We start from the raw sequence: 14829 nt of genomic DNA on the forward strand, positions 1-14829 counted from the left end.
GTGAAGAACCTGAATCTTCGCTCATGGATATGCCCTACGTGCCACTCTCACCATGACCGAGACATCAATGCATCCAAGAACATCTTGCAAGAAGGACTAAAGATTTTTGCGGTTGGGCAGACCGTTTAAGCTTGGAGTATATCCTGTCAGTAGACGGGAGTTCCCAAGAATCCCACTGCTTCAGCTGTGGGAGTGTCAAAAGCAAGTCTATGTAGTTTGGAAGGGTGGGCAGGGGTTCGTGGATGTGAAAAAAAAGCAGTTATTTAGACTGCAGCTTTGATAGAAAGGAACGGTCTTCACGGTGTTCAGTGAGAAAACATTGTTGGCAAATGAGCGGTTTGCGCCGATGGATGCCGACACTTTCGACGACCGGGGCCCGTATTGGCAAGAATGTGCAGGAGATTACTGTACCCGTTCGCTAGTGTTGGAGAAGGGTTGGTATACGGTTACTTGGTCTCTAATAACTATGGAAGATCATGAGGATATACCCATATTTCGAACTAAACTTTTCGGCGAAGATGGACAGCTAGTGATGGGGTTGCCCTTAGACGAGGATAGTGAGGCAGTTGGCTATCATACGATGACGGTAAACGTACCCGCAGATGGTTTCTATTTTTTTCAAATACATGCGGAGAATGTTACTTGGAAGCTGGCTCTTTTGCGTATCCCTGTTCGGAATAGCATCAGCAATGATCCTGATAGATAATTCTCGAGGAACTCCCTTTCAGGAGGGGGTTTTTTTGTGTCATGGTACAATGGTTAAGGTGGTCTAGAATTTTGCTACTGAGGAGGACTTGATCATGGTGGAGCAATTTCGTGGATATATGGTAGAAAAGCATGAAGATTCATTTTCTAAAGGAATTAAGGAATTGAATATGGATCAACTTCCGCAGGGTGAAGTCATGGTGCGAGTTGCTTGGTCAGGAGTAAATTTTAAAGATGGGTTAGCAAGTACCCCTACTGGTCGAATTATAGAATCTTACCCTATGATTCCTGGGGTCGATCTAACAGGAACAGTGATCCAATCAGATGATCCCCGATTTGCTAAAGGGGATGAAGTGATTGTAGCGAGTGCGGAACTAGGTGTTTCCCATTTTGGTGGTTTTAGTGAGTATGCCCGTGTGCCAGCAGATTGGATCATTCCGCTTCCGGATGGACTCACTTTACGTGAAGCAATGATCCTTGGTACAGCTGGATTTACCGCCGCTATGTCCATTCAACGAATGGAGGAAAATGGACTAACCCCTGATGCAGGGAAAGTTCTTGTAACAGGCGCTACCGGGGGAGTGGGAAGTACCGCTGTAGCCATGCTGGCGCAACAAGGGTATCGTGTTGCCGCAGGGACAGGGAAAGCATTGGAACATGATTATTTAAATAAACTAGGTGCAACAGAAATTCTAGCACGAGAAGAACTACTTAATCCAAATAAACGGCCGCTTTTGAAAACACGTTGGGCAGGTGCAGTAGATCCTGTTGGTGGAGATATTCTTTCTTACCTACTTTCCACTGTCTCCTTTGGTGGCTCTATTGCTCTGAGTGGCTTAACGGGAGGAGCTAGTTTTTCATCGACTGTTTATCCTTTTATTCTACGAGGGATCAATTTGCTTGGTATTGATTCAGCTCATATTAGCAATGAGTATCGAAGGCAAGTATGGAAGAGGTTAGCTACCGATTTAAAACCAGAAACTCTTTTGGAAAGCATCGGTAGTACAGAAATCACCTTAGACGAGTTGCCTCATGCGTTGAAGAGGATTTTACAGGGTGGTGTGCGAGGGCGCATCCTGGTGAACCTACAAGGGTAATGAGATTGGGGTCGTGACTGTAAGGAAGTCCTGGTGAGAAGTAGTTTCTTAAGATTCTGCTTCCTTAAGTGAATCTATCATGATATTTGTCTAGTGATAGTTTGTGTGACAATATTAAGATATACTTATTTAGAGAATAACGGAAATAAGAGGGGAAAGATGAAGGAAATAAAAAAGAGGAGCGTGGTAGAGTGAATCTATGGATACGAAGTGGAGTTGGTCTGCTCTTAGGGGTTTTGCTATTGACGGGATGTCAATCCGCTGATGGTGATAATGCGGAAAAACGAGCCAAAATGGCGAAGGAAGAAAAGGCCGCAAAAAAGGAAGAAAAAGAATCCCTACGTGTTGCGGTCAATGAAGAAACAAGTAAAGCCTGGCGAGATAAGAAGGGAAAAGTGAAGGCCATCGGTGCGGCTGCAATTCGTAATACGGGAAAAAAAGCGGTGGAATTGGACTCGGTTCAGCTTTATTTCCTAAGCAAAGACAAGAAACTACTAGCCAAAAAGGAAGTACTAGCTGTTGTACCTAAAATACTGAAACCCGGTGAGACTGCTTATGTAGGTGGTGTCCATGAGCTAACTTCCCTAAAGGAACCAGATGAGCTGGACCGAGTCTCTGTGAAGCCTCATGTGATTCCTGCTCTTAAATCAGTACCAGAGATAAAGTTGGTAGATATCAAGGGGGATAAGGATCGTAAAGGGAAGGTAAGTGTGAAGGGTACTGTTAAAAATGAGAGTACAAAAGAGATGAAAGATATACTTTTATCCGCGGTACTTAAGGATAAACAGGGAAGATTACTTGCGGTTTTACACGATTATCTCAATGTGAAGATTCCAGGAGGAAAGAGCGCCTCCTTTACTGCGGAAGATCATACATTACCGAAGGAATTAATGAAACAGGTGGATGTCAATCAATCAGAGGTAGAAGCATACCCACTAGTGAGTGGTAAGCAGTAATAAATAGTGTGCAGTAGACCTCCTAGGTAGATTCTTTCCATGCCTGCCTTTACAGATCTAGGCTCATTTTCTTGCGTAATAAAGAGCTGCAATTCTCTTTTATGAGATTGTAGCTCTTTATTTAAAAAGTCCATACCCTATAAATGCTTCTGTGTCCCTTCTTATATCTTTTGTTTGATCAGATGTGTAGGATGGTAATTCGGCTTACCATATTTCCCCTTTGTATCATATTCGTTAAAATAAGTTTCCGCAAAACCCGCAAAACCTTCATCCAATACTGGATTACAGCATTCCGCAAATAAGCAGGTATTTAGGGAAGCCCTGCGTTGTAGTCTTACAAAAATGTAAGGTTTATGTAAGGTAAATACATAGAAGGAGACCGATTCATCCAGTAAAGTATGAATCAAAGAGATCTGTTGGTCTAACTTACATGAATGAAGGGAGACATAGCACAGTGGAAATGTTAAAAGTACAAGGATTAAGTAAATTATATGCAGGGAAAGTATCGACGCGTGCTTTAACCGATATTCAGTTGAGTGTGGAACAAGGGGAGTTTGTTGGGATTATGGGTCCCTCGGGTAGTGGAAAAACCACTCTTCTCAATATGGTAGCCACCGTGGATACCCCGACTTCCGGAGAAATCATTATTAATGGTAAAAATCCTCATACCTTTAAGAAAAATAAATTAGCGAAGTTTAGACGAAGACATCTCGGTTTTGTATTTCAAGACTTCAACTTACTAGATACCCTAACGATTGCCGAAAATATTGTCTTGCCCCTTACTTTAGACAAGGAAAGTGTCAAAGAAATGGATCGGAAATTAAACGCCGTAGCAGAGAAATTAGGAATCGTCGAGATTCTAAAGAAACGAACCTATGAAGTCTCGGGAGGACAACAACAACGGGCGGCTATTGCACGTGCTGTGATTCACTCGCCGTCTCTTTTATTAGCGGATGAACCGACTGGGGCTTTGGATTCTAAATCGTCTCGTACCGTTATGGAAATGATCGAGATGATTAACGAAACGGAAGGAACCACTACTTTGCTGGTGACGCATGATGCACAGGCTGCTAGTTATTGTCACCGAGTGGTTTTTATTAAGGATGGCCAATTACACAGCGAAATTCATCGTGGATCCAATCGGCAAGCATTTTTCCAAGAAATTATCGATATGCTTTCTTTTTTAGGAGGGAATGATCATGAACTTTCGTCAGTTCGCGTTAAATAACGTCAGACGAAATGCACGGGCTTACTCCGCCTATTTCTTAAGTAGTGCCTTTGCGGTCATGATCTTTTTTACCTATGCGGTCTTTATCTTTCACCCTGATATAGTTAATAATCCTATGGGTACGACAATTAAACGAGGAATGAATGTTGCCGAGTATGTGATTTTTGCGTTTTCCTTTCTTTTTGTGCTCTACTCCATTAGTGCATTCCTTAAAGTCCGGAAAAAAGAGTTTGGCATTTTAAGTATCTTAGGTTCAGAAGGCAAGCAGTTAAATTGGCTGATCTTTTTGGAAAACATGCTCATTGGTATAGCTTCCATCCTTATAGGACTCGCTAGTGGACTGCTTCTGTCTAAATTATTCCTGCTAATTGGGGCTCGGGTGGCGGAGATGAAGGAACTTTCCTTTTATTTACCATGGAAAGCGATGGCACTGACTACGATTTGTTTTTTGGCACTCTTTTTCGTGATTTCTTTGCTGACCTTATTCCTCGTGCGTCAAAACCGAGTCCTTGAATTAATACAAGGATCGAGTAAGCCAAAATCAGAACCCAAAGCCTCCGTCTGGCTCTCTTTCTTATCCATGGCTTGTTTTGTTGGAGCTTTCTATTTGATGAAGCAAAAATTTGACCCTGACAATTTGATTTTCATTGTACTGTTAGGGACGATTGCGACTTACTTCTTTTTTACACAGCTCAGTATTTTTATCATTCGTTTATTAAAGAAGAATCGGCCCTTCTTTTGGCGGGGGACCAATCTTCTCTGGGTTTCGGAAATGGCGTATAAAGTCAAAGATAATGCGCGGATGTTTTTTATGATTACTATTGTTATCGCCATGTCATGCTCGGTGATAGGAATCATTCTTAACGTAAATGGGCAGATGGCGCAAGCATTTAAGAAGAGTGAATTTGCCTATAATTATGTGACATCTCAGGATGATAAGTGGAAATTCGACTTCACTCAAATAAAAAAAGATACCACGAAAATAGACCAAGAGTTGAAGAAAGCAGGTATCAAATATAAAAAAATAAGGTATTCTACGCTCAGTCCAGGTACCAAAGAAATCGAGGGCTCTACAGAAGTGATGAAAGTATCTAGCTTTAATCGTTTAGCAGATATATACGATGTACCCAAAGTTTCCTCATTACAGTCGAATGAAACCCTATTAATTCGAAATCCACTTTCTGCAGATAAGGAAAAAATAAAAAAAGTAAAAAATCTTACGATGGCAAAAGGTAAAGCGTCATTTATTGCAATAAAACAATTCGAAAAAAAGCTAGTTCCTTACGGTCACCTAGCTGTGATCTCAGATTCAGCCTACGCACAGCTGAAGAAAAAAATGCCATCAGCTGCAAGAGAGGATATTAGTACCTCTTATTACATTCCTGAATGGTCCAAGAATCAACTGCCTGATTCCTTAGAAACAAAGATTGGGAAAAAATTTGTAAATTTGTCTAGGGAAAACGCGAAGACCCAGGAAGACAGTATTGTTATTTTTCAGTCTCGTGCATATGACTATGTAATGATAAAGCAAGCGATGAATATCGCAAGCTTTATAGGCGTATTTATTGCAGCGATCTTCTCACTCTCTACAGCTAGCTTCTTATACTTTAAGCTGTATACAGACTTAAACCAAGACCGTTATCTTGTCTATAGCCTTTCTAGAATGGGGTTAAGCACTAAAGAGATGAAGAGATCTGCGACGATTCAAATTGCGGCGTTGTTCTTTATCCCCCTTGTTGTAGCAGGATTGGAAACACTGATTGCTTTATCTTTATTAAATAAGCAGCTTGGTCTAGGGGATTCCTTGATCCCTACCCTGATGGGAATTGGTAGTTTCTTTACCGTACAATTGATCTACTTCTTTATTGTGAGGTCTCGTTATCTAACTCAGCTTAAACGAGTCATGGTTTAACGATTTGCGATGAAGCAGGAGAAGCTGATGACGAGTACTCGATTTTTGAAGGAGAGCATTCGGCATGCGCCGGGTGCTCCTTTTTGCCTGAGAGCTGTGAAGTGTTTTAAGGATTTTTATTAATAAATCGATTGGGTGTAGTTGGCTTGTAACAACCAGTTCCTTGGCGAAAGGTAGCGACGACGAAGAGATAATAAAACTGTGAATGAGTTATGAAAGGATTGATCTAATGTGCAAAAAAATAAAAGGATTGTGCCGTTGTTTTTAGTGGCTATGCTCGTTGCTACTGTTATGGTTCCCTTTGAAACACAAGCGGAAAGTAAAAAGTTGATCGTCCGTTTTATAGATGTTGGGCAAGGTGATAGCGCTCTTATACAATTTCCCTCTGGGAAAACGATGCTGATCGATGGCGGGGAAAAGGAAGAGGGTTCTAGTCTCGTAAAAAAACTAAAGAAGTGGAAAATCAAAAAAATTGATATTCTAGTGGCAACACATCCCCATCCAGATCACATTGGTGGGCTTATCTCCGTGTTAAGTAGCATTTCTGTAAACAGTGTTTATGCTCCCAAGGTGAGTGATAATACGGATACCTATAGGGAGTTTTTGAAAAGGGTGAAGAGTAAGCGATTGACCATTAAAACAGCAAAGGCTAATATCACTCTGTCAGTTGGTAAGGATGCTACAGCAAAGATGATCGCACCTGTGAAGGCATACATAAACGGTAGGATAAACGACTGGAGTGCTGTAGTAAAAGTGACTCATGGGAAAAATAGCTTCCTCTTTACAGGGGACGCAGAATCAAAAGCTGAAAGTGATATGGTTAACAGCAAGCAACCTTTGACAGCTAATGTCTTGAAAGTTGCACACCATGGGGCAAAGTCTTCCTCTACAACAGCTTTTTTAAATAAGGCAAAACCAAAGTACGCGATTATCTCTGTAGGGAAAAATTCCTACGGTCATCCTGATAATGGTGTACTGGAACGATTGAAAAAGGCAGGTGCCACGGTTTACCGAACGGATAACAAAGGAGATATCATAGTCTCTAGTGATCAGAAAAGGGTCAAGTTTTCAAGTGCTCGATGATCTGGTGTGGTTTATGTTGGAAATTTCAGTATTGGCCATAGAGGCTTGAAGTCTCTCAGCTGGTCACTGCTGTCTATCTTGTAAATCATCTGCTGCAAAGTAGACAATGCCTATTATCTTAAGCAAGTCTATTAGTGACACAAGCGGTTCTAGATTCATTGGCCACTCACGGGCTGGATCAGTATTTATCATTTTTAACACTCGTTTTTTAGCATCGCGATTGGAAGCGGTTGTCTCATTTTAAGATCCAACAAATCGTCCTCAATAGTACAAAAGCTGGAAGTGTTATCTTGTTCCACTCAGGTGGGGGAGATCGTTCCCGTACTGTAGCTACTTTACCAAGACTGATCGATAAGTTGAGACAACATGGGTATCAATTTACGACAGTAGATCGTCTTATCGGAGTTTCTTCCTACCGGAACTAAGTGGAACTACATTGGTATATCATACAATGATATGTATATAATTTATCATTATGGGTTGATTTAATTAGTATATAAAAATAAAAATTTGCCCCTATTTTTTAGAGTTTAATAACAAATGAACTTATGTTTGAAATTGCCATCATATGGAGCTGGTTAAGCGAGCGAATGATTACTATAATGGTGGGTAAGATCATTTAAGGAGTGAATATCTTGCAAAACATTCGCCATTTCCCCCCTTTTATGGGTGCGTTTGCGCTATTTTTCGCTCTCTTTACCCCGGCGGCTTTTGCAAGTGGAGATGAACTTGTCGTAACAGCCAAAGAACAACAACAGTATCCTATCCTTGAGTCAACAGGTGCTAAAGTAGATCAGATCCTCAAGTCAACAGGTGCTAAAGTAGACCACTTTCTTAAGTCAACAGGTGCTAAAGTTGATCGCATCTTTTCGACAACAGGCGCTAAAGCAGGTAAAGATCGCGTCCTTACGGCAACAGGCTCTAAAGTAGTCAATCGTGTCTATAGGGCCATGGGAGCTATAGTAGATCGCGTCCATAGGGCAATGGGCGCTATAGTAAATATCCGTTCATAAGCAAGGCAATGAGTGAAAGAAAAAATAGAGTTAAGAGCGTCAAGTTAGGACGCTCCGGCTCAGTAAAATCCGGAATATTATGATCAATCGTTTGAATAGATATAGATGTAATTGAACCAGAACCCTGATATATAAGAACTATTATTTGTGAAGAAGGTACCACTGCTTTATGGTACCTTCTTTTTTTAAAATCTATCTTGAGGCGCACAAAGGCTGATATGATAGATTTAAGATTCAGGGAAGTGGATATTCTTAATATACATTATAGGGTAATACCAGCGTAGCTGGATTCAATGAGAACGAGAAGTTCGCCATTTTTAATGCTATATTTCAAAGTTCTCTGTCACAAAAAAGATCATTCCGGTGTCTATAAAGTGGAGAATCGGGAGTGGGGGGATGAAATGGTGGGGGTTATGAGCATTGGAGAAGATGAGGCTTCCACTTCGGAGGTGGAAGGGTTTGAGGGTATTTTTAAGCGTTACTATTCCTATGTGGTTCGGCAAGTAATGCGCATCATTCCTGCACAGTCCGTAGCCGAAGATATTGCTCAGGAGATCTTTATTCGTCTCTATCATGTGGATCGGTCGGAAATCGAGAATATAGAAGCTTGGCTTGCTAAATCAGCTACCAATGGAGCATATAATTATATACGGTCTGAGAAACGCCATAGAGCACGAATAGAAAAAGAGCGTCAACAGGCAGAAAAAATATCACAATCAGCGGAAATCCATTGGATTAATCAAGAGGAGATTGAGTCTGTTAGAAAAGCTTTAATCCTGCTAAGTGAGAGAGATCGAAATTTGCTTCTTTTAAAGTTTGAAGGATTTAACTACGAGGAGTTGGCACAAATCATTCAGGTTAAGAAAGAGTCAGTAGGTACTCTATTGACAAGGGCAAAAGAACGCTTCCGATCCCTCTACTTCCAGCGAAAGGAGGAGGAACAAGATTGCACTGTTACGAGCAAGGAACGCTACAAGCTTACATAGATGGAGAACTATCTCGAGATAAGCGAAAAGGGTTGGCTCTTCATTTAGAACAATGTAAGTCTTGTCACGATGTGCTCTCTCACCTGAAAGAGTTAAATGATTGGACGACCGTAGTGATGGCAGAAAGCTGCTCAGAGTCGGAAGCAAATCTTAGAATCGATGTAAACAAGGCTTGGAATCAATTGAATCAGCGGCTTCACAGCATCAATGAAGAAGAAGTGAAATCTATAGGCCATTTAACAAAATGGAAGAGAGGAATGAAAAGTATGGATAAAAAGAAAAAATGGTGGATGGGTGGAATTGCAGTGGTTACAGCTATGGCAGTCACTTTCAGCATCCCCCAAGCTCAAGCAGCAGCTAGTAAATTGTTATCTGTTTTTCGGGTAGATAAGGTAGAGTATATAAAAGTTAACCAAGAAGATATAGAAGAGATGAAGGACTTTCTTTCTTCTAGAAAAGTAGGTAACTATGAACTTCAAGGACTTGCAAAAGTGAACGCGAAACGACAAGGGAAGGATCAGACGTATAAAAGTGTGGAGGAGGCGAAAAAGGCTGGATATGATCTCCCATCCTTCCCAAAAAGATATCGTTTATCAAAAATGACAGTGTATGCTCCTGTAACAATGCACGTAGAACTAAATGCTGAGAAGATTAACAGACTATTAAACCAACTGCAAGTGGGTGAAAAATTAGATCAAGGGATGGATGGAAAACGATTTACCTTACGAAGTTACCCCGAAGTAAATATGGAATTAGCTACAAACTCTTTTGACGGTCAAATTTACTACACAGCTCAAAAAATAACACAAATTAAGACAGACAATGTAAAGCAAGTAGAGAAGTTACAAAAGACCCTTCTTTCACTACCTTTTATCCCGGAAAATATTCGTGGGCAATTAAGAGAGTTAAAGGACTGGCGTCGCACCCTTCCTATTCCAGTAATGGAAGAAAAGAATGCTAAAGAAATATCGGTTAATGGAGGAAAAGGAATCTTGTGGGGAGGAGAAAATAAAGACCAAATAACATTGATGTGGCAAAAAGGAGATATCATCCATCGTTTAAATGGTATTGGTGGAAAGATTTCAGAAAAAGAACTGATCACCATAGCTGAATCTATCGAATAGTGGTATATATAAAAAGGTGGCTTCCGATGGAGGCCACTTTCCTACATGGAGGAGTGATAAGATGAGTGTGTTTGCAATAGAAACAAAGGGGTTAACAAAACTACACTCGAAAAACCGGGGGTGTCGCAACATCACCCTTCAAGTACAGAAGGGAAGTGTATTTGGCTTTTTAGGACCTAATGGGGCTGGGAAGAGTACCTTTGTCCGTACGCTGCTGAGTTTAATCCACCCTACGGAGGGAGAAGGGTACATCTTGGGTCATTCTATTCGAGAGATTGCTGCTCGTAATCGTGTGGGCTATCTTCCGGAGCTATTTCGTTACCCAGACTGGCTTACAGGAAGGCAACTGTTAGATCTTCATGGAGATTTATGTAACCTCTCCCACAGAGTAAAGAAAAAACGAATCGATAAACTAATCGATCGTGTCGGTCTAGCAGGACGAGGGGATGAAAAGATTAAAGGATATTCCAAGGGAATGCAACAACGTATTGGACTGGCTAGTGCCCTTCTTTCTGACCCAGAAGTTATTTTTTTGGATGAGCCAACCTCCGCTCTGGACCCAATTGGCAGAAAAGAAGTGCGGGACTTGATTTGCGAACTTCGTGATGCGGGAAAGACCGTTTTCTTAAATAGCCATTTGCTCAGTGAGGCAGAAACTATCTGTAGCCATATAGGGATTATTAATCATGGAAAGCTGATTGTCCAAGGAAAAAAACAGGATTTATCATCGATTCATTCACAAGTGCTGATTACGTTGGTAGGTAAAGAGGAAGCCTGGTGGAAATCTGCTCCTTCTTGGCTGACTCATTGTGAAAAAAGACAGAGGGAAGGGGGGCGAACCACGTGGGTCGTCACTCTCAATCATCTGGATAACGTGCCTGACCTGGTCTCCTACTTGGCAGAGAAGGGGTTAGCAGTTTATCAAGTTACCCCTCAAGCACCCATGCTAGAAGATATCTTTATGTACTGGGTGAATCGGAAAGGAGATGAAAAGGTATGATAGCTATCATGAAACTAACCATGAGAGAAATTTTATATAAACGCATCTTTCATGTCATACTTATCCTTACATCAATTTTCCTCATCACCTATGCTATAGGTACCTATTATGTAGATCATGATCTAGATGTTAGTAATGGGATGGATCCTTTAACCAAGCCCTTTTTGTCGACTCAGTTATTGGGCATGGGGCTGTACTTCGCTGCTTTCATTGTGTCTCTCCTCGCTATTTTTAGTAGTGTAGGTAGTATCTCAAAAGAGATTGAGAGCAAGCAGATTGATCCCATTCTCTCTCGTCCCCTTTCGCGTAGCTCTTTTATATGGGGGCGCTTTATCGGGATGAGTATCTTACTTGCTGTCTATGCTTTCTTTCTCTTTTTGTGTATTACCATGATTAATCAATGGCTGGGTGGGGGCTTAAAAGTTGTTGTTTCAGGGATGCAACTACTTTCTGCCTTAGCGTTATTTGTTTTTCAACCTATTCTTCTAGTAGCCATTTCCCTTGCGCTTAGTGCACGATTTTCGAGCCTCAATTGTGGTATAACCATGGTAATGCTCTATGTATTAGGCATGATCAGTGGCTTTATTGAACAGATTGGGGCAATGGCAAAGTCGACAACGATGATTAACATTGGAATAATATCTAGTTTAATATTTCCGCTAGATTCCCTGTTCCGGAAAATGACCATCTTTCTTTTTGATTCAGCTGATGATCCACTTTCCTTCGCCACGCAAGGCATTTTTGGGAGCATGTCAGTGCCTAGCAATGCGATGCTCATCTATGCAGTAATCTATGGTTTGGTCGCTCTAGCAATAGCGATGCAAATCTTTGCCAAGCGTGATGTGTAGAGAATTGCTGAAAAAAGGGCCCCATCAAGGTAAGTTGTGATGGTTAAACTGCAAACTATTATTTATTTAATTATAGAGCGGATCGGTTATATAAACCTCTAACTAGGAGAACGAGCTATGGTGTATCTAAAAAGCGTAGAAGTAATAAGGAAAGATCACTCTTCTTCCGTCTCGTGAATATTTTTTTACGATACCTTCTATTCAGTCCCTAAGCCGCTTAGAATTTGTATCGCCTGTTACGGGCAGAGTCCTTTTATCATTTTGCTAATAACATTGCTAGATGAGTAGATATGCTCTTTTGATTCTCTTAATTAAGGGGTACGAAGGGGTTCTGTATTTTTAATTAGAACCCTTAAATTCTCTTCGTTTCCTTGGATTTTTTCCAATAGACTCCTGTCCAGTCAATTTTAACGATCGGTTCTTTGATACCATGTTCCTTTCTAAAATCGTGAACGGCCGTAGAGCAATTTGGGATGGAGAAATCATCGATAATGACATAGCCGCCGGGAGACACCTTGGCGTATAAGCTGTTCAGTGCGTCTATCGTAGAGGAATACATATCTCCATCTAGTCTTGCAATCGCTATTTTTTCAATCGGTGCGGTTGGTAAGGTATCCTTAAACCAGCCCTTTAAAAACTTCACCTGATCATCTAATAGATCATATTTTTCGAAGTTTTTCTTTACTTCCTCCAGTGATATTTTCAACCGTTCAAGCGTATGACAAAGGCTACTTGCGTCCATTGGATACTTACTATCTGGTTTTGGTAGTCCCTCAAAGGAATCGGCAACCCAAACCAGCCGATCGGTTACTTCACAAGCCTTAAAAAAACCCCTCATGAATATGCAAGCTCCTCCTCGCCACACCCCAGTTTCGATCACATCTCCCTCGATGTTCTCTTCAATAATGTTTGTCAAACACGTCTGCAAATGATTCATTCGCTCTCGGCCGATCATGCTATGCGCTGCAGCCGGCCAGTCTCTCCCTTGATGGCGGGAAATTATATTGGCATCGGGTTCATATTCAAGGTAAATCTCATTTAAAATAGACTTCTTCAACAATTCCAAATATAATTCCCTAGATACATTGACGCTATTATTCATTTCTCTACCCCTTTTAAAATAAATATTATCCTGAACCGCATTGATGAAGGTTATCCATATATCCTTTAAATGAGCAGGGATTCCATCCATTGTAAAAATTGTTTACCCTTCTTCTTAAGGGTTGCGGCAACGATTTACAAAGTAAGCTATTGGGCGTTTTCCGCGATACTTTATATTTAGGGTGGGGTTTTATTATTATGCAGGTCCTTTATCACAAAACTTCAGGGATCGCTTGAATCCTCTTACGGAGTTTCGTGTTGCTGAAGCAACGGTTAGGATATAAAGGGACATCCCCCAACAGACCTTTGGCTGGGGGATGTCCCTTTATATCCTATCAAATTACCAAATGGAAATCGGCTAAGATAGATGTATACGGTAAGGCTTTCGTTAATCTCCAACTCACAGTTGTAATGGTCTCTCTGATACTACGATGCCATCTTCATCTATATAGGCCCAGTGACCAGGAGTCCAAGTAACACCTGCGAAGGTAACTGGGACATCCCGTTCTCCTTTTCCTTCTTTGCGACTTTTTTTGGGCATGGGTGCTAGAGCGAGTATACCTACATTCATCGTAGCTAGATCCGCTGTATCCCGTACACAACCGTGAACGATGATGCCGGAGAGACCTCTTGTGACAGCGATTCCTGCTAAGCGATCACCTAGTAAGGCACAGGCCATCGAGCCTTCTCCATCCACGACGAGGATGCTCCCTTCGGGTACTGTTTCAAGGGCCTCAACCACCAATACGTTATCTTCTTTCACCTTGACGGTAGCGATAGGGCCAGAGAAGAGGGATTTACCGCCAAAATAAGTAAAAAGGGGCTCGGCAATTTGCAATTCTTCTGAATACTGATCACACAAGTCAGTAGTTCTTAGCACTTTAACCTCTCCTTTACAGTATCTATACTCATGATACGGAAAAGAGGGAGATTGGACAAGGTGAAGTAGATGGGAGTTCCCAAAGAATCCCCTGCCTTCAGGCATGGGGAGTGTCAATAGTGGATTCTTTTTTGGTAAACTAAGAAGAATACTATGGTTCCTTTGGAGGTAACACATGACATTTTCCCTACCCAATGACTGGAATGATACTCTTTCTCCTGAATTGTACCAGCCGTATATGCAGAAGCTACGACAATTTTTAGAAGAGGAACGACAGGAATATACGATATATCCCCCAGAGGAGGATCTGTTTTCTGCGTTTAAGTTTACCTCCTATCAAAATGTGAAAGTCTTGATTCTTGGCCAGGATCCGTATCATGGGGAAGGCCAAGCCCATGGACTTTCTTTTTCTGTACGTCCAGGTGTACGCCTACCCCCTTCCTTGCGCAATATGATGAAAGAATTAGAGCATGATCTTGGCTATCCTCCAATAACAAATGGGAACTTGGAAGCCTGGGCTCATCAGGGTGTTCTTTTGTTAAATGCTGTAATGACAGTGAGAGCAGGTAAAGCCAATTCTCATAAAAATAAAGGTTGGGAGAAGTTTACCGATGCGATTATTCGTACGGTGAACGAAAAGAAAGAACGAGTTGTTTTCGTTCTCTGGGGCAATTATGCACAAAAGAAGAAGCAGTGGATTGATACCTCGCGTCATACCGTCATACAATCCGTTCACCCGTCGCCATTGTCCGCTCGGGGTGGTTTTTTCAATAGCCGTCCCTACTCAGCGATCAATCGGGCTCTTTTAGAAGGAGGACGTGAGGAGATCGATTGGCGCTTGGATGAGAAACATGTATGGTTCCATTGAAAACTTCTATTTGTAAGAGATTATTGCC

16 protein-coding genes are annotated in these 14829 nt (G+C 41.4%); 14 read left to right on the forward strand and 2 right to left on the reverse strand.

Annotated elements, in window-relative coordinates; translation table 11 throughout:
* The 13 genes from BLV90_RS13585 to BLV90_RS13640 form a co-directional block, all read left to right on the forward strand.
* Positions 1–129: zinc ribbon domain-containing protein (locus BLV90_RS13585; RefSeq protein ID WP_143035061.1), on the forward strand; the 129-nt coding region annotated here is incomplete at its 5' end.
* Between the two features lie 193 nt (positions 130–322).
* On the forward strand, positions 323–706 hold the full coding sequence (locus BLV90_RS13590; RefSeq protein WP_143035062.1) for a hypothetical protein: 384 nt from the start codon (positions 323–325) through the stop codon (positions 704–706).
* A gap of 94 nt (positions 707–800) precedes the next feature.
* A complete protein-coding gene (locus tag BLV90_RS13595; protein ID WP_177168074.1) occupies positions 801–1802 on the forward strand; it encodes an acrylyl-CoA reductase family protein in 1002 nt (333 codons plus the stop codon).
* A gap of 191 nt (positions 1803–1993) precedes the next feature.
* On the forward strand, positions 1994–2758 hold the full coding sequence (locus BLV90_RS13600; RefSeq protein ID WP_091742153.1) for a hypothetical protein: 765 nt from the start codon (positions 1994–1996) through the stop codon (positions 2756–2758).
* Between the two features lie 460 nt (positions 2759–3218).
* Positions 3219–3986: an ABC transporter ATP-binding protein gene (locus BLV90_RS13605; protein ID WP_091742341.1), complete on the forward strand. Its 768-nt coding sequence runs from the start codon at positions 3219–3221 to the stop codon at positions 3984–3986.
* Positions 3958–5898 carry an FtsX-like permease family protein gene (locus BLV90_RS13610; RefSeq protein ID WP_177168075.1) on the forward strand — a complete coding sequence of 647 codons (1941 nt, stop codon included), beginning with the start codon at positions 3958–3960 and terminating at the stop codon, positions 5896–5898. Before BLV90_RS13605 ends, BLV90_RS13610 begins: the two co-directional genes overlap by 29 nt.
* 231 nt (positions 5899–6129) lie before the next feature.
* Positions 6130–6981 carry a ComEC/Rec2 family competence protein gene (locus tag BLV90_RS13615; RefSeq protein WP_245726363.1) on the forward strand — a complete coding sequence of 284 codons (852 nt, stop codon included), beginning with the start codon at positions 6130–6132 and terminating at the stop codon, positions 6979–6981.
* 290 nt (positions 6982–7271) lie between these two features.
* The gene (locus BLV90_RS16720; RefSeq protein WP_281242042.1) at positions 7272–7406 is read left to right on the forward strand and encodes a hypothetical protein; all 135 of its coding nucleotides are present in this window, start codon (positions 7272–7274) and stop codon (positions 7404–7406) included.
* Positions 7407–7616: 210 nt separating this feature from the next.
* Positions 7617–7994, forward strand: a complete 378-nt coding sequence (locus BLV90_RS13620) for a hypothetical protein (RefSeq protein ID WP_091742159.1) — start codon at positions 7617–7619, stop codon at positions 7992–7994.
* Between the two features lie 413 nt (positions 7995–8407).
* Positions 8408–8980, forward strand: coding sequence for an RNA polymerase sigma factor SigX (locus BLV90_RS13625; RefSeq protein WP_245726367.1), 573 nt, complete (start codon positions 8408–8410; stop codon positions 8978–8980).
* Positions 8941–10104 carry a DUF4367 domain-containing protein gene (locus tag BLV90_RS13630; RefSeq protein WP_091742161.1) on the forward strand — a complete coding sequence of 388 codons (1164 nt, stop codon included), beginning with the start codon at positions 8941–8943 and terminating at the stop codon, positions 10102–10104. The genes BLV90_RS13625 and BLV90_RS13630 overlap by 40 nt, the downstream gene beginning before the upstream one ends.
* A gap of 61 nt (positions 10105–10165) precedes the next feature.
* On the forward strand, positions 10166–11104 hold the full coding sequence (locus BLV90_RS13635) for an ABC transporter ATP-binding protein (RefSeq protein WP_091742164.1): 939 nt from the start codon (positions 10166–10168) through the stop codon (positions 11102–11104).
* Positions 11101–11952, forward strand: a complete 852-nt coding sequence (locus tag BLV90_RS13640) for an ABC transporter permease (protein WP_091742166.1) — start codon at positions 11101–11103, stop codon at positions 11950–11952. The genes BLV90_RS13635 and BLV90_RS13640 overlap by 4 nt, the downstream gene beginning before the upstream one ends.
* 352 nt (positions 11953–12304) lie before the next feature.
* Here the strand turns inward: BLV90_RS13640 and BLV90_RS13645 are convergent, their stop codons facing one another.
* Positions 12305–13054, reverse strand: a complete 750-nt coding sequence (locus tag BLV90_RS13645; RefSeq protein WP_091742349.1) for a TylF/MycF family methyltransferase — start codon at positions 13052–13054, stop codon at positions 12305–12307.
* A gap of 399 nt (positions 13055–13453) precedes the next feature.
* Positions 13454–13933 (reverse strand): ribonuclease E activity regulator RraA, encoded by a 480-nt coding sequence (gene rraA / locus BLV90_RS13650; RefSeq protein WP_245726364.1) that lies wholly within the window; start codon positions 13931–13933, stop codon positions 13454–13456.
* Positions 13934–14108: 175 nt separating this feature from the next.
* Between rraA and BLV90_RS13655 the strand changes: the two genes are divergently transcribed.
* On the forward strand, positions 14109–14801 hold the full coding sequence (locus tag BLV90_RS13655; protein ID WP_091742169.1) for a uracil-DNA glycosylase: 693 nt from the start codon (positions 14109–14111) through the stop codon (positions 14799–14801).
* Positions 14802–14829 lie beyond the last annotated feature (28 nt).

Source organism: Marininema mesophilum (genome assembly GCF_900106775.1).
Lineage (GTDB): Bacteria > Bacillota > Bacilli > Thermoactinomycetales > DSM-45169 > Marininema > Marininema mesophilum.

Bases quoted from the DNA above. Each gene is read 5' to 3' on its own strand.
- BLV90_RS13635 (WP_091742164.1), top strand. From the start codon at position 10,166: ATGAGTGTGTTTGCAATAGAAACAAAGGGGTTAACAAAACTACACTCG.
- BLV90_RS13595 (WP_177168074.1), top strand. From the start codon at position 801: ATGGTGGAGCAATTTCGTGGATATATGGTAGAAAAGCATGAAGATTCA.
- BLV90_RS13655 (WP_091742169.1), top strand. From the start codon at position 14,109: ATGACATTTTCCCTACCCAATGACTGGAATGATACTCTTTCTCCTGAA.
- BLV90_RS13645 (WP_091742349.1), bottom strand. From the start codon at position 13,054: ATGAATAATAGCGTCAATGTATCTAGGGAATTATATTTGGAATTGTTG.
- BLV90_RS13610 (WP_177168075.1), top strand. From the start codon at position 3,958: ATGAACTTTCGTCAGTTCGCGTTAAATAACGTCAGACGAAATGCACGG.
- BLV90_RS13640 (WP_091742166.1), top strand. From the start codon at position 11,101: ATGATAGCTATCATGAAACTAACCATGAGAGAAATTTTATATAAACGC.
- BLV90_RS13625 (WP_245726367.1), top strand. From the start codon at position 8,408: ATGAGCATTGGAGAAGATGAGGCTTCCACTTCGGAGGTGGAAGGGTTT.
- BLV90_RS13605 (WP_091742341.1), top strand. From the start codon at position 3,219: ATGTTAAAAGTACAAGGATTAAGTAAATTATATGCAGGGAAAGTATCG.